The organism is Gordonia sp. CPCC 206044 (genome assembly GCF_048537895.1).
Lineage (GTDB): Bacteria > Actinomycetota > Actinomycetes > Mycobacteriales > Mycobacteriaceae > Gordonia.
Genome location: NZ_JBCLVL010000020.1, coordinates 68,946 through 87,730, shown reverse-complemented (window position 1 = coordinate 87,730; position 18,785 = coordinate 68,946). Strand labels below are relative to the sequence as shown.

General features: G+C 67.7%; 17 protein-coding genes and 1 riboswitch. Of the genes, 10 read left to right on the top strand and 7 right to left on the bottom strand.

Annotated features, from left to right (window positions below; translation table 11 throughout):
- Positions 1 to 365: 365 nt before the first annotated feature.
- Entirely contained in the window at positions 366 to 2,096 is a 1,731-nt protein-coding gene (locus AAFP35_RS23965; protein ID WP_419224178.1) for an adenylate/guanylate cyclase domain-containing protein, read from the top strand.
- Here AAFP35_RS23965 and AAFP35_RS23960 read toward each other — a convergent pair.
- Positions 2,075 to 3,667 carry a Na+/H+ antiporter gene (locus AAFP35_RS23960; RefSeq protein ID WP_419224177.1) on the bottom strand — a complete coding sequence of 531 codons (1,593 nt, stop codon included), beginning with the start codon at positions 3,665 to 3,667 and terminating at the stop codon, positions 2,075 to 2,077. The two genes, AAFP35_RS23965 and AAFP35_RS23960, sit on opposite strands and share 22 nt — an antisense overlap.
- 64 nt (positions 3,668 to 3,731) lie before the next feature.
- Between AAFP35_RS23960 and AAFP35_RS23955 the strand changes: the two genes are divergently transcribed.
- The 3 genes from AAFP35_RS23955 (at position 3,732) to AAFP35_RS23945 (ending at position 6,722) form a co-directional block, all read left to right on the top strand.
- Positions 3,732 to 4,082: a UBP-type zinc finger domain-containing protein gene (locus AAFP35_RS23955; protein ID WP_419224184.1), complete on the top strand. Its 351-nt coding sequence runs from the start codon at positions 3,732 to 3,734 to the stop codon at positions 4,080 to 4,082.
- A 603-nt stretch (positions 4,083 to 4,685) separates the two neighbouring features.
- Complete coding sequence (purT, locus tag AAFP35_RS23950) at positions 4,686 to 6,227, top strand: formate-dependent phosphoribosylglycinamide formyltransferase (RefSeq protein ID WP_419224183.1); 1,542 nt, start codon at positions 4,686 to 4,688, stop codon at positions 6,225 to 6,227.
- A 15-nt stretch (positions 6,228 to 6,242) separates the two neighbouring features.
- A complete protein-coding gene (locus AAFP35_RS23945; RefSeq protein WP_419224176.1) occupies positions 6,243 to 6,722 on the top strand; it encodes a DUF456 domain-containing protein in 480 nt (159 codons plus the stop codon).
- A 65-nt stretch (positions 6,723 to 6,787) separates the two neighbouring features.
- Here the strand turns inward: AAFP35_RS23945 and AAFP35_RS23940 are convergent, their stop codons facing one another.
- From AAFP35_RS23940 to AAFP35_RS23930, 3 genes are read right to left on the bottom strand one after another with little or no spacing between them, the layout of a single operon-like run.
- Positions 6,788 to 7,654 (bottom strand): ABC transporter ATP-binding protein, encoded by an 867-nt coding sequence (locus AAFP35_RS23940; protein WP_419224175.1) that lies wholly within the window; start codon positions 7,652 to 7,654, stop codon positions 6,788 to 6,790.
- The gene (locus AAFP35_RS23935; RefSeq protein ID WP_419224174.1) at positions 7,651 to 8,751 is read right to left on the bottom strand and encodes a FecCD family ABC transporter permease; all 1,101 of its coding nucleotides are present in this window, start codon (positions 8,749 to 8,751) and stop codon (positions 7,651 to 7,653) included. The genes AAFP35_RS23940 and AAFP35_RS23935 overlap by 4 nt, the downstream gene beginning before the upstream one ends.
- Positions 8,748 to 9,755: a FecCD family ABC transporter permease gene (locus tag AAFP35_RS23930; protein ID WP_419224173.1), complete on the bottom strand. Its 1,008-nt coding sequence runs from the start codon at positions 9,753 to 9,755 to the stop codon at positions 8,748 to 8,750. Before AAFP35_RS23930 ends, AAFP35_RS23935 begins: the two co-directional genes overlap by 4 nt.
- A 172-nt stretch (positions 9,756 to 9,927) precedes the next feature.
- Between AAFP35_RS23930 and AAFP35_RS23925 the strand changes: the two genes are divergently transcribed.
- Complete coding sequence (locus tag AAFP35_RS23925; RefSeq protein WP_419224172.1) at positions 9,928 to 10,419, top strand: hypothetical protein; 492 nt, start codon at positions 9,928 to 9,930, stop codon at positions 10,417 to 10,419.
- 69 nt (positions 10,420 to 10,488) lie between these two features.
- Here the strand turns inward: AAFP35_RS23925 and AAFP35_RS23920 are convergent, their stop codons facing one another.
- Both AAFP35_RS23920 and AAFP35_RS23915 read right to left on the bottom strand, forming a co-directional pair.
- Positions 10,489 to 11,886, bottom strand: a complete 1,398-nt coding sequence (locus AAFP35_RS23920; protein WP_419224171.1) for an FAD-dependent oxidoreductase — start codon at positions 11,884 to 11,886, stop codon at positions 10,489 to 10,491.
- Positions 11,887 to 12,033: 147 nt separating this feature from the next.
- The gene (locus AAFP35_RS23915) at positions 12,034 to 13,071 is read right to left on the bottom strand and encodes an ABC transporter substrate-binding protein (protein ID WP_419224170.1); all 1,038 of its coding nucleotides are present in this window, start codon (positions 13,069 to 13,071) and stop codon (positions 12,034 to 12,036) included.
- Positions 13,072 to 13,173: 102 nt separating this feature from the next.
- On the opposite strand from AAFP35_RS23915, the gene AAFP35_RS23910 reads away from it, so the two are divergent.
- From AAFP35_RS23910 to AAFP35_RS23900, 3 genes are read left to right on the top strand one after another with little or no spacing between them, the layout of a single operon-like run.
- Positions 13,174 to 13,674 (top strand): hypothetical protein, encoded by a 501-nt coding sequence (locus AAFP35_RS23910; RefSeq protein ID WP_419224169.1) that lies wholly within the window; start codon positions 13,174 to 13,176, stop codon positions 13,672 to 13,674.
- Positions 13,671 to 14,084 carry a rhodanese-like domain-containing protein gene (locus AAFP35_RS23905; protein ID WP_419224168.1) on the top strand — a complete coding sequence of 138 codons (414 nt, stop codon included), beginning with the start codon at positions 13,671 to 13,673 and terminating at the stop codon, positions 14,082 to 14,084. Before AAFP35_RS23910 ends, AAFP35_RS23905 begins: the two co-directional genes overlap by 4 nt.
- A complete protein-coding gene (locus AAFP35_RS23900) occupies positions 14,048 to 15,280 on the top strand; it encodes an O-succinylhomoserine sulfhydrylase (protein ID WP_419224167.1) in 1,233 nt (410 codons plus the stop codon). Before AAFP35_RS23905 ends, AAFP35_RS23900 begins: the two co-directional genes overlap by 37 nt.
- A gap of 249 nt (positions 15,281 to 15,529) precedes the next feature.
- On the opposite strand, the gene AAFP35_RS23895 is transcribed toward AAFP35_RS23900, so the two are convergent.
- A complete protein-coding gene (locus AAFP35_RS23895) occupies positions 15,530 to 16,633 on the bottom strand; it encodes an isochorismate synthase (protein ID WP_419224166.1) in 1,104 nt (367 codons plus the stop codon).
- Between the two features lie 93 nt (positions 16,634 to 16,726).
- A riboswitch (SAM riboswitch) is annotated at positions 16,727 to 16,840 on the top strand.
- A 15-nt stretch (positions 16,841 to 16,855) separates the two neighbouring features.
- Between AAFP35_RS23895 and AAFP35_RS23890 the strand changes: the two genes are divergently transcribed.
- Both AAFP35_RS23890 and AAFP35_RS23885 read left to right on the top strand, forming a co-directional pair.
- Positions 16,856 to 18,202, top strand: a complete 1,347-nt coding sequence (locus AAFP35_RS23890) for an aminotransferase class V-fold PLP-dependent enzyme (RefSeq protein WP_419224165.1) — start codon at positions 16,856 to 16,858, stop codon at positions 18,200 to 18,202.
- The gene (locus AAFP35_RS23885; RefSeq protein WP_419224164.1) at positions 18,199 to 18,648 is read left to right on the top strand and encodes a hypothetical protein; all 450 of its coding nucleotides are present in this window, start codon (positions 18,199 to 18,201) and stop codon (positions 18,646 to 18,648) included. Before AAFP35_RS23890 ends, AAFP35_RS23885 begins: the two co-directional genes overlap by 4 nt.
- Positions 18,649 to 18,785: the final 137 nt, after the last annotated feature.

Genomic DNA, 18,785 nt, shown 5'->3' with positions numbered 1-18,785 from the left:
TCCATCCTCTCCTGCCAGCACGAAACTGGCCATCAGGATGTCCACGAAACGGGGGCAACCTCAAACCCAAATAACCGACCTGTCTCAGACAGGTTGACAAATACCGTGCTACGTCCGCGGTTCCGTGGAGGTTCCGCGTATGGCTCGGCGGCGGGCGCGGTCGGGCGCTGGGTGGGGTGGGGTGCTGAGGGGTGTCGGGCCCTGTCGGGAGGTGACGGGCCGCGGCGTCCTGCCGCGTGGGCGCGGAGGTTTCAGGCAAAGGTGTGTGTTGCTACGTCCGCGGGTGTCGGGAGGTTCCGCGTTTGCTCGACGGCCGGCGCGTCGCAGACCACGGTCGACGGCGCGGCACATGAGAAGCTGAGCAGATGAGTGCGACACGGGCCGGGCGGGACTATGGGTCCGTCCTGTTGGGGGCGGCCGACGAGAGTCCGTTGCGGCAGCGGGTGCGGGTACAGACACTGCTCACCGCGACGATCGTGGTGTCGAATCTGTTCGGCGCGGGCGTCGCGATCGTCCTTGCCGGAGTGGGCATTCCGCAGCCGTCAGTGTTCCGGTCCGAACTGTGGTGGGTGAACTTCATCGCGGTGCCGGTCTACATCGTGGCCGCGTTCGTCGTCGGCACGCTCCTGGGGACCGTGGTGGTGCTGCGGGATCTGAGGTGGTCGGTCGAGGGCCGCGAGCCGACGGCCCGCGACGCCCGGCGCACATTGCGGGCACCCTGGCGGCTGGTGCTCATCCAAAGTGGATTGTGGGCGGCGGCCACCGTCATGTTCACGATCATGTACGGCGTCATCGACCCCGCGCTGATTCCCAAGACGTTCTTCGTCGTCGCGCTCAGTGGCGTCGTGGTGGTGGCCATCTCGTATCTGATGATCGAGTTCGCGCTGCGACCGGTGTTCGCCGAGGTGATCAGCGCCGGCTACCGCCGACGAAAACGCAGCGGCATCCGCTCGCGTGCACTGATCTCGTGGATCATCGGGTCCGCAGTGCCCATCGTGGGCATCCTGCTCGTGGTGCTGTTCGGGGTGTTCCGTTCGGAGACCACCAAACTCGACCTGTTCATCGCGGTCACCGTGCTCGTCATGATCGCGCTGTTCACCGGATTCCTGCTGACGATGTTGTCGAGCGTTCGGGTCACCGGCCCCATCAGCAGCGTGCGGTCGGGGATGGACCGGGTGCAGCGCGGCGACACCGGCGTCGACCTGGTGGTCTACGACGGTACCGAGCTCGGCGACCTCCAGGTGGGGTTCAACAGCATGGTCGCCGGACTGCGCGAGCGGGAGCGACTGCGCGACCTGTTCGGTCGGCACGTGGGCCGTGACGTGGCGGCCGCGGCGCTGCAACGCGACCCGGAACTCGGCGGCTCCGAACGCATCGTCGCGGTGGTGTTCGTCGACGTGATCGGTTCGACGACGCTCGCGGCGCAACGGTCACCGACCGAGGTGGTGCACGTTCTCAACCGGTTCTTCGCGGTCATCGTGCGGTCGGTGGAACGGCATCAGGGGCTGGTCAACAAGTTCGAGGGCGATGCCGTGCTGGCGATCTTCGGGGCGCCCATCGAGATCGACGATCCGGCCGGCGCCGCGTTGTCCGCCGCCCGTGACATCGCCGCCGGGTTGGCCGCCGAGGTGCCGGAGGTGTCGGCCGGGGTCGGGGTCAGTTACGGCCCGGTGGTCGCAGGCAACGTCGGTGCGATCGAGCGGTTCGAGTACACGGTGATCGGCGATCCGGTGAACGAGAGCGCACGCCTGTCCGAGTTGGCGAAACGCGACCCGCGCCGACCATTGGCTTCCGGCCGTGCCGTCGACGCTGCGGGGAACGAGGCCCAGCTGTCAGGGGCCGAGCAGTCAGGGGCCGGGCAGTCGGAGGGCGTGCGATCGGAGCTCGCGCACCGGGAATCCACCCAGCGGGAATCCACCCAGCGCGAATCCCTGCGCCCCGAGTTCGCACGCCCGGAATTCACACAGTCGACGCCCGCACCGTCAGAACGCGCACGTTGGGAACGCCAAGAGACGACAACACTGCGTGGACGGACCGAGGAGACCGTGGTCTACGCCGCGGTGATGGGTCCGGATCAGCCTTCGCGGTCCATCTGACCTTCGGCGAAGTCCAACTGACGCAGCGCTGTTCGGAGCACCTCGTCGTCGATGTGGCCGGCGTCGCGTTCGTCGATGAAGACGGTGCGCTGGATCTGCAGCAGTTCCATGCGCATCCGGTTGCCTGCCGCCGTCGGACTCTCGCCGATGTCCTCGGGTCCGCGCCCGAGTTCCTCCCAGGCGACGTTGCGTTGGGTGGTGACCCATTTGCGCAGCATTCCGACCTGGTGGCGGCGCGGATCGCCGTCGGGGATCTCGGCGAGCATCTCGTCGAGACGTCGCTCGGATTCGCGCGTCGCGCGGTCTTGTGCGGCCGCATAGGCGAGACGATCCTGCGAGGCGTCGTCGGAGGTGACGCCGAGCGTGCGGATCACCCATGGCAGCGTCGTGCCCTGGATGAGCAGGGTGCCGACCACGACGACGAACGTGAGGAACAAGATCTCGGCACGAGCCGGGAACGGGCCGCCGTCGTCGACGGACAACGGGATCGCGAAGGCGGCGGCCAACGACACCACACCGCGCATCCCCGCCCAGCCGACGATGAAGACCGCTCGCCCCGGTGGACGTTGTTCGCGGGCACGGATTCTCGCCGACAACAGGCGTGGGAGGTAAGTGGCCGGATACACCCACAGGAAGCGTGCGACGATGACCGCGGCGAGCACCACGAGCGCGTCGATGGCCACCTGGCCCCAGGACTCGCCGGACAGACCGTCGATGAGGAACGGCAGCTGCAGTCCGATCAGCAAGAACACGAACGACTCGAGGATCGCGTCGATGGACTTGCGCACCGAGTCGTCCTGGAGTCGTGTCGCGTAGCTCAGCCGCACCGACCGTTGGCCGAGGAACAAACCGGCGACGACCACCGCGATGACACCCGAGGCATGCACTTCCTCGGCCACGAAATAGGTGCCGAAGGGGACCATCAGGCCGATCGCCGACTCCATCGGCGGATCGGTCAACCAGAGCCGGATCCACGAGACCGCATATCCGACGGCCAGTCCGATGACGAGGCCACCGAGTGCGGCCACGACGAACGTCGTGATGCCTTCCCACACCGATGCGGTGGCGCCGATCGCGGCCGCCAGAGCGACCCGGAATGCGGTCAGAGCGGTGGCGTCATTGAGCAGGCTCTCACCACCCAGCAGGGTCATGAGTCGTCGCGGCATCCCCACCTTGCGACCGATCGCCTGCGCGGACACCGCATCGGGCGGGGCGACGACGGCTCCGAGCACCAAGGCCGCGGCCAGTGGCAGGTGGGGAACGGTCCAGTAGGCGACCAGGCCGACGACGATCGTGGAGAACAGGGGCAGCCCGATCGCGAGCAGTCCGATGGCGCGGCGGTTGACCCGAATCGCCTGATAGGAACTGTCCTGGGCAGCCGAGTAGAGCAGCGGCGGCAGGATGAGGAACAAGACCACCTCGGGGTCGAGTTCGGTCTCGGGGGTCCCCGGAATCCATCCGATGACCAGGCCCGCCAACACCAGGATCAGCGGGGCCGACAGTCCGTATCGTCGGCACAGTGCCGCGATGACGAGAGCCACGACGATGACCAACAACAGCGACGCATCCACCGGAGAAATCTATCTCGTCGCCGGTGGGGCGGCGGGTGGAGCCGGCGATCCGGATAATGGTGGTATGCGCATCTTCCGGCGAAATCCTGAGGACCGATCTGAGACGAGTGGCGGCGGAGTGGCGACCAGATCCACGAACCGATGCGAAGAACTCGACATCTACGGGGTGGACAGCAACGCCGACCCGGCGCCGCGCGCCGGTGACCTGGCGGCCTGCGAGGAATGCACCCAGCTCGGCGAGCACCACTGGGCACACCTGCGCATCTGTCTGTCCTGCGGCCACGTCGGGTGCTGCGACTCCAGTCCCCGACGACACGCGACCGCCCATTTCGAGGAGACCGGTCATCCGGTGATGCGTTCGGCTGAGCCGGGCGAGGTCTGGCGGTGGTGTTATCTCCACGAGGTGACGGGCTGACGGACCGTCACCGGTATCCGACATATCACGCGCCGACCGAACCGCAACTCGGGCGTCTTCGGGACTGCGCAGTAGTGCACGTAGGATTTGGTCATGACGTCTGACAGCAGCGACAACGCTCCCGCGGCGTCGGTGCCGGCCGGCGGGGAGGCCGCACCGGCACGCAGCGAGCCCGACCTACCGGCAACCGAGGCCTTCAGCGCCGTTGATCAGCCACTGACGCTCGAGCAGCCTGCCGCCGACGACACGTCCGCGCAGACCTCTGCGTCCGCTGATCCGGAGCCGACGCCTCCCGGTCGGACGGCCCCGGAGCCCGTCGCACCCGAGGTCACCGCATCCGAGGTCACCGCACCCGCTCAGCCGGCACCCGACGTGTGGGCCTCCGACGATGCCGGGCCCGCGTCTGATCCCGCTGCATCTGATCGCGCAGGGGCCGATCGCGCGGTGACCGATCCCGCCGCATCTGATCGCGCCGTATCCGGCCCGCGTGCATCCGCCGCCGACTCCGCCGGACCGGCTGGGCGAGTCACCCCAGAACCACGCGCCCCAGAACCACGTGCTCCAGAACCGTCTGGCCCCGCGGCCGGCCCGGTTGCGCCACCGGTGGTCGACGTGCCCGCGGCCGTCGTCGGTCCGCCGTCGGTGATCGGGACCCCGCTGAGCTCGACGGCAACCCGCGTGATGGTGCTCGGCGCCGGTGAACTCGGCAAGGAACTGATCATCGCGTTCCAGCGCCTCGGCGTCGAGGTGATCGCGGTGGATCGTTACGCCGACTCGCCCGGCCAGCAGGTGGCCCACCACGCCGAGGTGGTCGACATGACCGACCCCGATGCGTTGTTGGCTCTGGTGGAGCGGTATCGACCGCACTACGTCGTCCCCGAGATCGAGGCGATCGCGACCGAGGCCCTCGTCGACGTGGAGCAGCGCGGTCTGGCCGAGGTGATCCCGACGGCGCGGGCGGCGGTCGCCACCCTCAACCGTGAGGGCATCCGACGGCTCGCCGACGAAGAACTCGGCCTGCCCACCTCCCCGTACCTGTTCGCGTCGTCGCTGGAACAACTCGAAGAAGCAGCACAGAGCATCGGTTTCCCGTGCGTGGTGAAGCCGGTGATGTCGTCGTCGGGCAAGGGACAGACCGTGTTGCGGACGCCCGCCGACCTCGGCATCGCGTGGGAGGCCGCGACCACCGGGGCGCGCGTCGCCTCGGAGCGGGTCATCGTCGAGGGCTTCATCGAATTCGATTACGAGATCACGCTTCTCACCGTGCGTGCGGTGGATCCGGCCACCGGACGGCTCGCGACGCACTTCTGCGCGCCCATCGGTCACCGGCAGGTCGACGGTGACTACGTGGAGAGCTGGCAGCCGCACGAGATGTCCACCGACGCACTCGGTGCCGCATCCTCCATCGCGGCCCGCATCGCGACCGCGCTCGGCGACGGAAAGCTCGGGGGCCGAGGCATTTTCGGCGTCGAACTGTTCGTCAAGGGTGACGACGTCTACTTCTCCGAGGTCAGTCCTCGACCGCACGACACCGGACTGGTGACCCTCGCGACCCAGCGCCTGTCCGAGTTCGAGATGCACGCCCGGGCGATCCTGGGACTACCGGTCGACGTGACCTTGGCCTCGCCGGGTGCGTCCGCGGTCATCTACGGCCGCCTCGACGAACCCGCGGTCGGCTTCGAGAACGTGGCACGCGCACTTGCCGTGCCGGAGACCGATATCCGCCTGTTCGGCAAGCCGCAGAGTTTCGCGCATCGGCGCATGGGTGTGGTGACTGCAACCGCCGACGACGTGGCGACCGCCCGGCAACGTGCGACCCGTGCGGCGTCGCTGGTGACGCCGGTGTCCGGCCGTCCGTTCACCCCCGCCGCGCCGATCCCCCTGGTCGCCCCGCCTGCGCCTGCGCGCCCGCCCGCGCCCCCACGTCCCGGACCGGTGCCACCACACTCGATGCCGCCGCGTCCACCGATGCCGCCTCGCGGCGCTCCCGTGCCGTCCCGCGGTGGACCGGTGCCCCCGCGCGGTGCGCCCGGCCGTCCGCCGGGCCCGCCTCCGCGTCCGGTCCCTCCGGCAGGAGGCCGAGCGGGTGGGCCGCCGCCACCACCGCGTCCGACCGGCAATCCCTCTCGCGCCAGCATCGACTGAACGGGCGCCCCTCCGGTGTCGTGGAGTGGTGAACTGCTCGTCGGCGCGGTCATCCTGATCGGGTTGTTGGGCATCGTTTTTCCGGTGCTCCCGGGCACCTTGTTGGTGGTCGGCGCGATTGCGGTGTGGGCGGTGATCGTCGGCGGTTGGGCGTGGGCGATCCTCGGTGTCGCCGCGCTCGTGATCGCGATCGGAGAGGTCGTCAAGTACTACGTGGCCGGTCGTTCGCTGCGATCGGCCGGAATCCCGAATCGCACCATCGTGGTCGGCGCCCTGCTCGGTATCGTTGGCTTTTTCGTGATCCCGGTGATCGGTTTGTTCATCGGCTTCGTGGTCGGCGCTTTCGCATCCGAGTTGGTTCGCACTCGACACGGTGGATCTGCTTGGCGCGGTGTGAAATCCGCATCTCGCGCAGCGGTCCTGACCATCGGTATCGAGTTGTTCGCCGCACTGCTCGCAGGCGGTGTCTGGCTCGTCGGTGCCGGGGTGTGGTGATCGGGCGGGGTCGCGCCATGTCTGGCTCGTCGCTGCCCGGCCGGGTACGGTCGGGTCCCGAGGACCTACGCCATCAATTCGGGGTCGCGGGTGCCCAGCGGGACGATCATCGGCGCCCCGAACACCGGATCGGCCATCACCACCGACTGCAGGCCGAAGGCGCGCTGCAGGAGGTCGGCGGTGATCACCTCGCTCGGGCTACCGTGCTCGACGAGTTCGCCAGATCTCATCACGAAAAGTGAATCACTGTAGCGTGCAGCCAGATTGAGGTCGTGCAGCACCATCACCACCGTCTTGCCGTGGTCTTTGCACAATTCGTGGACCAGGTCGAGGATCTCGACCGAATGCGCGAGGTCGAGATAGGTGGTCGGTTCGTCCAGCAGCAGCAGGTCGGTTTCCTGGGCCAGGGTCAACGCGATCCAGACACGTTGGCGCTGACCGCCGGACAACGCGTCGACCGGGCGATCGGCCAGGTCGGTGGTCTGGGTCTGTTCGAGGGCTCGGGCCACTGCGGCCTCGTCCGCTGCGGATGCCTGCTGATACCAGCGCTGGTGCGGATGCCGACCACGCGCGACCAGGTCGGCGACGGTGAGTCCCCCCGGTGCGACGGGGTTCTGCGGCAGCAGACCCAGTGTGCGCGCAACCACTTTGGGCCGCATGTGATTGATGTCCTCGCCGTCGAGGTAGACGGTGCCCGCCCGCGGCGGCAGGAGCCGCGCGAGAGCACGCAGCAGCGTCGACTTGCCGCAGCCGTTGGGGCCGATGATCGTGGTGATCGCGGAATCCGGCACGGCGATGTCGAGGCCGCTGATGATGTCGCGGTCGTCGTAGCCGACGGTCAGGCCCTCGGCGTGCAGTCGCGGTGCCGGGGAATCCGGACGAGCGTCATCCGGACGGGGGCCATCGGGACGTGGCGGGTGGATGTCGTTCATGCCGAAGCCTTTCGGGACATCGAGATCATGAGGTAGATGAGGAACGGGCCACCGATCGCCGCGGTCACCACGCCCACCGGCAGGCCGCCGGGCAGCACCGTGCGGCACAGCAGATCACCACCCAGGACGAGGATGGCGCCGGTGATCCCGGACGCCAGCGGCGTGGGCGTCGACGAGCGGGTGAGGCGCAGCGCGATCTGCGGGGCGAGCAGCGCGACGAAGGCGATGGGGCCCGCCGCCGAGACGCACAGTGCCGCAACGACGACGGCCGTCAGCAGGATCGCGGTGGTCGCAGGTCCCGACCGCACGCCGAGACCCCGGGCCAGATCCGGTCCGAGTCCGAGGACACCGATCGGCCGGGCGAGGCCGATCACCATCACCAAGCCGAGCACGAAGGCGATCAACGCCGGCCAGACATCCGACCAGGTGGCCTGGGACACCGACCCGACCAACCACACCTGGGCGCGCGCCGCGTCGTCGATGCGGGCGCGGGTCAGCATGTAGCTGGTGAGGGCCTGCAACATCCACGTCATGCCGACGCCGATGATGACGAGGCGGAACGGGTCGATGTCGGCGTTCGCCCGTCGTCCCGGCCATGCCAGCACGTACATCAACAACGCCGTCACCAGGCCGCCCAGCAGGGCCGCGGCCGGGACCCCGATGTCGGCGAACCAGGCACCCCAGGTCGACGAGAAGGCGATGGCGGCGACGGCGGCGGCCCCGGCGCCGGCTGTGATGCCGAGGATGTCGGGGGTGGCCAGCGGGTTACGAGCGATCATCTGGGTGAGGGCACCGGCCAAGCCGAAGCCGAAGCCGACCAGCAGCGAGACCAGAGCACGTGGCAACGCGACGTCGAACACCACGACGTTCTCGATGCGGGTGCCGCCGCCGAGGAGGATGCGGGCCACGTCGATCGGGTTGAGCGGGTAGTCGCTGACCCCGACACTCGTCAGGAACAGGACCACCATGATCACCAGGCCGACGATCACGGTGATCAGCATCCGCGGTCGAACCACCCACGACGACGGACCGAGCCGCAGGATGTGTCGGCCCCGGATCGTCGGTGCGGTCGGTTCGGATCTGGTGTCGACGCTCATACGGCCACCAACTTACGGCGACGGACGAGGGCTATCAGGAACGGTGCGCCGACCAGCGCCAGCACCACACCGACCTGGACCTCGCCGGGCCGGGCGATCACCCGGCCGATCACATCGCATACGAGCATGAGGATCGCGCCGAGTAACGCCGAGTACGGGATGATCCACCGATAGTCGGGTCCGGTGAATGCACGGGCGATGTGCGGCACCACCAGCCCCAGGAAGGTGATGGGTCCGCAGGCGGCGGTCGCGGCACCGATCAGCAATGTGATTGCGCCGATCCCGACGACCCGGATGACCATGACCCGCGAACCGAGCGACTTCGTCATGTCGTCGCCGAGGCTGAGCACGTTGAGGAAGAAGCCGCTGCCCAGGGCCAGCACGAGACCGACCACGATGAACGGCAGCCCGGCCCAGAACACGTCCAGGCCGCGGCCCGCGGTGGAGCCGACGTTCCAGAAGCGCCAGGCGTCGAGGGTGGCGCTGTCGGACAGCACGATGCCAGACGTGATCGCCAGCAACAGGGCGGACAGTCCGGTGCCCGCGAGGATGAGGGTGAGCGGACTCGCCCCCGACAACGCGGCCAGCCCGAACACCGCGACCGCGGCGACCAATGCGCCGATCAGCCCGAACCCCATGTAGGCGAGCGGACTCTGGATGCCGAGCACGTAGACGCCGACCACGACCGCGCAGGCCGCACCGGCGTTCACCCCCAGCATGCCCGGATCGGCGAGCGGATTACGCGTGTGACCCTGTGCGAGGGCTCCCGCCGCGCCGATCGCGAGACCGACGATCAACCCGAGAGCGGTTCGCGGCAGGCGCAGGTCGCGCACGATGCCGACGGTGTCGGGAGAGGGCCCATCGGTGCCGACGAGATCGCGGTTCAGCCACAGCGCCTGCCAGACGTCAGCGAGCCCGAGGGAACGCGTCCCGATCGCGATCGAGGCCGCCAGAGACACCACAAGCACCGCGATGAGCAGGAGAATTCCGCTGAAGCGACGCACGAAGGGTTACCTTACCAACCTTCCGAATTCGCCTGTCGGGTCGTGTCTCGAGCAATGAATTTTGCATAACAAATGAACTTCGAAGCTGTGTATCCGCTGTGCGGTGGGTAACGATGCCCACAGCGATGATCGATAGTTCAACCAGAAATTACTGTCAACGGAGGAGAGTTCGATGAAATTGTCGCTGAAGCGGGCGAGCGCCGCAGTGCTTGCCACCGTCGGGGTCACCGCCGGTACCCTGGCCGCCACCACACCGGCGCAGGCTGCCACACCGGGTGACCTTCAGATCATCGGCAACGTCGAATGCCACTTCGGGGAGTGGGGCCAGCCCTGGAACCAGGCCTGGTACATGTACCGCTATCTGACGGTCACCAATGTCGGCGGATCGACGATGCACAACGTCACCCTGCAGGAGTTCAACGGCAAGCGTGTCTTCGTCAAGGAACTCAAGCCCGGACAGAGCATGTCCCGCTGGGACAACAAGGCCAACCGCTGGGTGCGTCCCATCGAGACCCGCTGGTTCGGCTGCTTCCCGTCGTCGATCTCGGGCTACACGATCGGCGCCGAGGCCGAGAACCTGCTGAACAACGCGGGCTACTGGCAGAACTTCCGCCGGATGGACAACCCGCCGGAGAAGGCGAACCCGCAGAAGGCCCCGAACTAGGTCGCCCCTGGTAGCGCACAACGCTCCCAGCACCTCGGTGCTGGGAGCGTTGTGCGTCGTGGAGGCGCGTCAGCCGGCCGGACGAGTGATCTTGTCGGGCTCGGACGCCGCGATCATGTCCTCGCGCTCGACGACCTTGATGCGCTCGCGACCTTCGGCGGCGCCGAGGCTGCGCTCGTGCTCGTCGAGGCGGTACCAGCCGTCCCAGGTGGTGAACGGGATGCCCTTGCTCTCGAGGAGGGCGATGATGGCGTCCTCGCCCGGGTTGGCGGGTTCGAGCAGGGCGCCGTTGGTCATGTCCTCGATGATGCAGTCGACGGTCTCGTTCGCATCGCCCTTGGTGTGGCCGATGAGACCGACCGGCCCACGCTTCACCCAACCGGTCGTGAAGATGCCGTCGAGCCGCTGCCCCTCGTCGAAGACGCGTCCGGCTTCGTTCGGGATCACGCCGGCCTGCTGGTCGAACGGGATCTGCGGCAGGTTGTCCGACAGGTAGCCGACGGCACGGTAGACGGCGCTGACATCCCAGTCGGTGGTCTTGCCGGTGGGCTTCACGTTGCCGGTGCCATCGAGTTCGGTGCGCTCGGTGCGCAGGCCGATGACCTTGCCGTCGTCACCGAGGATCTCGGTCGGGTTCTCGAAGAAGTGCAGGAACAGCTTGTGGATCGCACCCTGCTTGGGCTCGCGGATCGCATAGTTCTCGATGATGGTCGCGACCTGATCGGTGATCTTGGAGCTGCGTCGCGCCACCGCCGAACCCTCGTCGTACTCGATGTCCTCGGGTGCGACGATGACCTCGATGTTGGGGGAGTGATCGAGTTCCTTGAGTTCGAGCGGGGTGAACTTGGCCTGCGCCGGTCCGCGACGGCCGAACACGTGGACCTCGACGGCCTTGTTGTTCTTCAGCCCGTCGTAGACGTTGGCCGGGATCTCGGTCGGGAGCAGTTCGTCGCCGGTTTTGGCGAGCACGCGCGCGACGTCGAGGGCCACGTTGCCGACGCCGATCACGGCGACCTTCTCCTGATCCAGCGGCCAGGTGCGCGGGAAATCGGGGTGTCCGTCGTACCAGGCGACGAACTGTGCGGCGCCGTAGGAACGCTCCAGGTCGATGCCCGGGATGTCCAGGACTCGGTCGTCGGTGGCGCCGGTGGAGAAGATCACGGCGTCGTAGTGGCTCTTGAGCTCGTCGAGCGTGATGTCGGTGCCATAGTCGATGTTGCCGAGCAAGCGCACCTGCGGCTTGTCGAGCACCTTGTGCAGGGCGGTGATGATGCCCTTGATACGCGGATGATCGGGGGCGACGCCATAACGGATCAGACCGAACGGTGCGGGCATGCGCTCATACAGGTCGATGCTGACTCCGCGGTCTTTGGCGGTGTCGGACTTCATCAACGCGTCGGCGGCATAGATTCCGGCGGGCCCAGCGCCGACGATGGCAACCCGCAGCGGGCGGCTGTTGTCACTCATGGAGATGATGCTTTCCGTGGCTCTCGTTTGAGACTCGCAGGGAGTCGGTGGTGGCGGCCGCGACCGCGACCCCTATCCCTTCTACGGTAGGCGCTGGATGCCGTCGACCAAAATCTCTCTGTGAGGTAAACCTCACTTGGACGCTGATCAGCTCTTCTGGGCCGCTGTCGCGAGCGGGTCGACGGCTTTGCCCGCCACCCACGGGATCGTCAGCACGGTGGGCACCGACATGGCCGTGCCGATCTGCTGATCGAGGTAGACGGCCCGGCCCTGTGTCACCACCGGCAAGCGCGACCACGTCGCATCGGACTTGAGTCGGTCGTTCGATCCTTGCCAGTCGACCGCCACGACGACGTCCACGTCGTTGAGCATCGACAGATTCTCTGCGGAGATGCTCCCGTAGAAGCCGTTGGTGATCGCCGGCTTCAACGACTCCGGGAAGGTGAACCCGTAGTCGGTGAGGGTCTGGCCACGTCCGTCCTCGCCGCTGTACACCGACACGCTGCCGTCGGGCATGCCCGAGACCACGGCGGCCGTCTTGCCGGCGAACTCCGGATGCTTCTTGCGTACGTCGGCCAGGAACGCCTTGGTTTCGTCGATCTTTGCGGTCGCGGCGGCTGGCAGGCCGACGGCCCGACCGATCTCGGCCGCCTGGACATCCCACGGCACCTGCCAGTCCGGATAGTCCTTGGGGCGCACGATGGTCGGCGCGGCCTTCGACAGCGTGTCGTACTGCTCGCGTGTGGGAGCGGCGCCGAGCGCGGTCACCAGCTCCGGATCGGTCTGCAATGTCTTGGCGATCTCGCTGCCGAACTCGGCGGCGGCCTGCGGCAGGATCACCGGCTCGGCGTCGCCGAGGAGGTCGGCGTTCCAGGGGGCGCTGCGCTGCGTGGGATCGGCGAACGGGGCGATCGTGGTGGGCACGATGCCCAACGCCAGCAGGGTGTCGGCGTCGCCGACGCCCATCGCGGCGACGCGGGTCGGTTGCTTGTCGACCGTTGTGGTGCCGTACTGGTGCTCGATGGTCACCGGGATCGCACCCGATTCTGCCGACGGCACCGATGACGCGACACCGGCGTCCTCCTCTGGCGGGCTGCAGGCGGCGGCGACGGTGACGATCGCGGCGAACATCGCGATGGTCGCGAACCGGACCGGGCGGGTGGGTCGTACTCGCAGTGAGCGCATGGTGAGGCCTCGGGTCGACGACGATGGTTAACCTACCCTAACCACAGCGGTCTCCGGATGCCCCGAAAAGGTGCATCCGTGGTGGTCGATACACTTTGCGGCATGTCGAAGGGCCAACGAGACCGTGGTGCGTCGCAATCGACCGACCCGGCCGACGACGCCGAGCAGCCGTCGTGGAAGGCCCTCTGGCCGTTTCTGGTGGCACTGGCCGTGGTCGTCGTCGCAGCAGCCGGTATCGGCATCTCCTACCTCATCCGGCCCGCCGAGGACCGGATGAGCGAAGAGGCACGTGTGCAGCACGCGGTCAACGACCAGTACACGGCCCGTAACGATCTCGACTACGCGAAGTACCGCGCGTCGACCTGTGCGACGACCGTGTCGTCGGCGACGTTCCCGACCGAGGCGGTCTTCCTGGACGAGAATCGGAAATCGTCCGAACAGAACGGGCACATCGTGATCCCGGAGATCACCGACATCACGGTCGACGGAGATCGGGCGACCGCGAAGGTACATTGGCATTTCGACGACAAGCCCGACGATGAACAGACGACCGGCGTGGTCGTGGTGCGCGAGGACGGGGACTGGAAGGTGTGTACGTCGTGAGTTATGCGGGAGACCTCACGCCACAGCAGGCGTGGGAGAAGCTCGAGAACGACCCGAAGGCCGTCCTGGTGGACTGCCGCACGCGGGCGGAGTGGGCCTTCGTGGGCGTGCCCGATCTCGAGGTCATCGGTAAGCGAACCGTTTTCGTCGAGTGGAACACCTTCCCCGACGGGCAGCACAACGGCGCATTCGTCAGTCAGCTCCGGGATGCGGGCATCGGCGACGACAACGAGGTCATCTTCATCTGCCGTTCCGGTCATCGTTCGATCGGTGCCGCCGAGGCGGCCACCGCGGACGGGATCGGCAAGGCCTACAACATCCTCGACGGTTTCGAAGGTGGCCTCGACGAGAACGACCATCGCGGCGGATCTGGATGGCGGGCGCTCGACCTGCCGTGGCGGCAGTCGTGAGTAGGGAACTGCCCGAAGGGGTTTCGCCGGACACGCTGGCGGTACGCGGTGGGCTCGCACGGTCGGGTTTCTTCGAGACGTCCGAGGCGCTCTACCTGACGAGCGGGTACATCTACGACTCCGCCGAGGCCGCCGAGCGTGCGTTCACCGGCGAGGACGAACGCTTCGTCTATTCGCGCTACGGCAACCCGACCGTGGAGATGTTCCAGGAACGGCTGCGCCAGATCGAAGGTGCTGAGGCATGTTTCGCCACCGCGAGCGGCATGGCCGCAGTGTTCGTGGCGCTCGGTGCGTTGTTGAAGGCCGGGGATCGCCTGGTCGCGGCGCGCAGCCTGTTCGGCTCCTGCTTCGTGGTGTGCAACGAGATCCTGCCGCGGTGGGGCGTGGAGACGGTGTTCGTCGACGGAGAAGACCTCGACCAGTGGGAGGCCGCGCTATCGGAGCCGACCACCGCGGTGTTCTTCGAGACCCCGTCGAACCCGATGCAGGTGCTCGTCGACGTCGAGAAGGTCACCGAGATGGCCCACGCTGCGGGCGCGAAGGTGGTGCTGGACAACGTCTTCGCCACGCCGTTGCTGCAGAGCGGGCTGGACATGGGTGCCGACGTGATCGTCTATTCCGGCACCAAGCACATCGACGGCCAGGGCCGGGTGATGGGCGGGGCGGTGCTCGGTGCGAAGGAGTACATCGACGGTCCGGTGCAGATGCTGATGCGGCACACCGGTCCCGCGCTCAGTCCGTTCAACGCGTGGACGATGCTCAAGGGGCTGGAAACCATGCGACTACGTCTGGACGCGTCGGTTGCGTCCGCCTTGCGGATCGCCGAGTTCCTGGAAGCCGATCCACGGGTGGCGTGGGTGAAATACCCGTTCCTGCAGTCGCATCCGCAGTACGAGCTCGCCCGCAAGCAGATGTCCGGTGGTGGCACGGTGGTGACCTTCGAGATCGCCGATCGCGGTGGTGTCGAGGGTAAGAAGCGGGCCTTCGAGGTGCTCAATGGGCTACGCGTGGTGGACATCTCGAACAACCTCGGGGATTCCAAGTCATTGATCACCCACCCGGCCACGACGACTCACCGAGCCATGGGGCCGGAGGGCCGTGCGGCGATCGGTGTCACCGATTCGGTGGTGCGCCTGTCCGTGGGACTCGAGGGCATCGACGACCTGCTCGCCGATTTCGACCGGGCTCTCGGCTGATCCTCGACCCGCGTCGCGTCTCCCGCCGTCCTGCTGGTCGAGTAGGTTTCGCTCTGCCGCTGGTTGAGCAGGTCCCGCTCTGCCGCTGCTCGCGTATCTCCCGCTCTCCCTGCTGGTCGAGTAGCACCCGAGGCGCCAGCCGAGGGAGCGTATCGAGACCTCGTGACCCCGAGATCCCGAGGGCAACAACGCAACGCAACCCATCGAGCCCACCACACCCGCCCGACTCCGCGAAGCCACGAGCCGTCGTCAGGCGTCGTCGAGCCCCAGCGCGTTGCGGACGGTGCGGAACTTGGCCGTGGTCTCGTCGAGCTCGGCCTGCGGGTCGGACTGCGCGACGATGCCGCCGCCGGCCCAGGTGCGTAGCGAGTGGCCGTCAGCCGACAGTTCGAGACAGCGGATCGTGACCATCCACTCGCCGTCGCCGTCGGCGTCGCACCAACCGACCGTGCCCCCGTACAGTCCGCGATCACCTTCGATCTCGGCGATGATCTGTGCGGCAACATCACTCGGCGTTCCGCAGACCGCGGGAGTGGGGCTGAGAGCGACCGCGAGGTCGAGGGCGGTGATCGTCTCGTCACGCAGGGTCGCGCGGATGGGTGTGGCGAGGTGCCAGATCTCACCCGTCGAGCGCACTTCGGGTTCGGTCGGCACGTCGAGGTCGGCGCACAGCGGCGCGAGGCGGTCTCGGAGGTAGTCCACGACGAATGCGTGTTCGGCCCGGTCCTTGACCGACGCCGCGAGCGAGTCGGCTGCCGCGCGGTCGAGCTCGGGGTCGTCCGAGCGCGGTGCCGACCCTGCGTAAGGGCGGCAGGTTACCTCGCGACCTTCCTTGCGTAGCAACAACTCCGGAGTCGAGCCGACCAGCCAGCCGGCGGCGCCCAGCGCGACCGCGAACGCGTTGTGCTCGGCGTTGCCGTGAGCGAACGCCGACAACAGGTCGGGGACCTCGACGGCGGGTTCGACCCGCAGGTCCATCGACCGGGCCAGCACCACCTTCTCGGCCTCACCGTCGACGATGCGTTTGACGACGTCGGCGACCCGGTCGCGATGCTCGACGGCGGTGGGCCGCAACGTCTGTTCGACGACACGGTGAGCTGGAGCGGGAGCACCGGTGACCGGTTCGGTCGACCGCACCAACGATGCGGGAGCGATCAGCGCCGCGCGCCCGGCCACGTCGAATGGGATGGCCCCGACGATCGCGTCGACGGCCCCGGATCGCAACGCGTCACCGGCCGAGGTGACATCGTCGAACGACGCGACGCGACCGTGCGCGCGGACGGTGCCATGGGGGCGCGACAGGACGAACACCTCGGTGTCGTCGGAGCCGGATGCGGCGGCGAGCGGAGCCATGGGTGCCACGCTACCCGCGTGCAGTTCACCGCCTTTTTGCGCACGGTGATTGCAAATTGACACGTCACGGCGGCATCGGCCAACCTGAATGCGGGTCACGAGCACCAGTGACAAGCCCCGGCTAGCTGGTCGGCAACCCTCCTCCGCGGTGGGGTGCTCCGGGTGACGACCCGGCCGTGGTCGAGGTGATCACGGCAAGTGCGGATTCCCAGGAGTATTGCCATGACCGCTGTCCTCTCGACACCCCGAACCGATCTCGGCCGCGTCGTCGTCGCGTCAGGTCCGGTCGCCGACCACGCAGTCGGCACCATCGTCACCGACCACACACCCACCGTTCCCGCCCTGGCCAGGGTGGTCGGCGCCGACGAACAGGTGCCGCTGCGCAGTGGTGGCACCGTGCGCTACGCCAACCTCGACTACGCGGCCAGCGCGCCCGCACTGGCCGAGGTGGCGCAGACGGTGCAGGCGTCGCTGACGCAGTATGCGAGCGTGCACCGCGGTGCCGGCCATCTGTCGCAGATCACCACCCGCCGCTATGAGGCCGCACGCGAGACGGTGCGTCGGTTTGTCCGCGGCCGCGTCGACGACGCGGTGGTGTTCACCCGCGGCACCACCGACGCGATCAACCTCGCGGCCCACATCACCCGCGGTGACGTGGTGGTCCTCGACATCGAACACCACGCGAACCTGCTGCCGTGGTGTGCACCCGATCGCGACGGATCGTCGCGGGCTCGGATCGTCCCGGCCTGCACCACCCTCGACGACACGCTCGACGCGCTCGAAGCCGAACTCGCCGCCAAGCCTGCGGCGTTGCTCGCGGTGACCGCGGCATCGAACGTGACCGGCGAGGTCTTGCCGATCTCCCGGTTGGCGGCGATCGCGCATCGTCACGGCGCACGCATCCTCGTCGACGCGGCCCAGTTGGTCGCCCACCGTCCGGTGTCCCTGGTGTCGCACGGCATCGACTACCTGGTGTTCTCGGGGCACAAGCTCTACGCCCCGTTCGGTGCGGGTGTGCTGATCGGCAGGCCGGACTGGCTCGACGCCGCCGCGCCCTACCTGTCCGGTGGCGGAGCGTCCGCGGATGTCGATGTCACCGGAGAGTCGCCCGCCGACATCGCGTGGCACACGGGTCCCGCCCGTCATGAGGCCGGCTCGCCGAATGTATTGGGCGCGATCGCGATTGCCGCGGCCTGCGATGCTCTGGAGAGCATCGGCTTCGAGACCATCGGACTGCATGAGGAGTTCCTGCGCGCCCACCTCGACGACGGACTTGCCTCCATCGACGGTGTCGAACGTCTGAGCATCTTCGCCGACACCACCGATCGGGTGGGCATCGCCGGATTCGACGTGACCGGCCGGGCGCCGCGCGAGGTCGCCGAACATCTCAGTGAGAGTGCGGGAATCGGCGTGCGGGACGGCAAGTTCTGTGCCCATCCGGTGTTGAAGCGACTCGGCCACCCCGACGGCGCGGTGCGCGCGAGCTTCGGGTTGGGAACCGATTCCGACGACATCGACCGTCTGGTCGACGCCCTGCGTGGGCTCACCGGGAACAGGAGGAGAGCGTGACCATCGAGTACGTGCCGCGTACCCTCGGGCCGATCAGCATCGGACGCCCGTCGTTGCAGGTTGCCTTGGCGGGAGACGAAGCCGCGCAGTCATTCTCGATCGTCGTGCGTCGCCCCACGCTGCGTGACGCGCAGCGGACCCGATCGTTGCTGCGGTCGGGCACTCACGACCCGGCGAACTTCGTCGTGGCGTTGGAAGTGGAGGCGGCCATCGCCCCGCATCCGGCGTCGGCGCGGGCGTCGGCGGTGAACACCGCAGGCGACGATGCGGAGACCATTCGTTACGTCGGGACGCCGTCGGGGTTGGCGTCGTTGATCCACGACATCTACGTCGCCGAGATCGCTGATGCGGTGATCATCGTGCCGCTCGACGGGTCGGCGACGGCGACGCGCACACGCGAGGAGGTCCTGCCGCTTCTCGCGCTCAAGCGAGGCCGGGTGGCCTGACCCGGGCAGGGTGGGTTGCGCTGTAGGCAGTTGTAGTTCGTAGGAGTAGTGCGTACCGGACGCGCGTTACTCCTACCAACTGATGCGCGCCGACGATGAGACCGATCCTGTGTGATGTCTCACCGCCTCGTATGCGC

Coding starts and splice junctions, on each gene's coding strand:
- AAFP35_RS23965 (WP_419224178.1), top strand. CDS start 366: ATGAGTGCGACACGGGCCGGGCGGGACTATGGGTCCGTCCTGTTGGGG.
- AAFP35_RS23935 (WP_419224174.1), bottom strand. CDS start 8,751: ATGAGCGTCGACACCAGATCCGAACCGACCGCACCGACGATCCGGGGC.
- AAFP35_RS23895 (WP_419224166.1), bottom strand. CDS start 16,633: ATGGCTCCGCTCGCCGCCGCATCCGGCTCCGACGACACCGAGGTGTTC.
- AAFP35_RS23900 (WP_419224167.1), top strand. CDS start 14,048: ATGGCGGGCGCTCGACCTGCCGTGGCGGCAGTCGTGAGTAGGGAACTG.
- AAFP35_RS23920 (WP_419224171.1), bottom strand. CDS start 11,886: ATGAGTGACAACAGCCGCCCGCTGCGGGTTGCCATCGTCGGCGCTGGG.
- AAFP35_RS23915 (WP_419224170.1), bottom strand. CDS start 13,071: ATGCGCTCACTGCGAGTACGACCCACCCGCCCGGTCCGGTTCGCGACC.
- AAFP35_RS23910 (WP_419224169.1), top strand. CDS start 13,174: ATGTCGAAGGGCCAACGAGACCGTGGTGCGTCGCAATCGACCGACCCG.
- AAFP35_RS23955 (WP_419224184.1), top strand. CDS start 3,732: ATGCGCATCTTCCGGCGAAATCCTGAGGACCGATCTGAGACGAGTGGC.
- AAFP35_RS23890 (WP_419224165.1), top strand. CDS start 16,856: ATGACCGCTGTCCTCTCGACACCCCGAACCGATCTCGGCCGCGTCGTC.
- AAFP35_RS23940 (WP_419224175.1), bottom strand. CDS start 7,654: ATGAACGACATCCACCCGCCACGTCCCGATGGCCCCCGTCCGGATGAC.
- AAFP35_RS23925 (WP_419224172.1), top strand. CDS start 9,928: ATGAAATTGTCGCTGAAGCGGGCGAGCGCCGCAGTGCTTGCCACCGTC.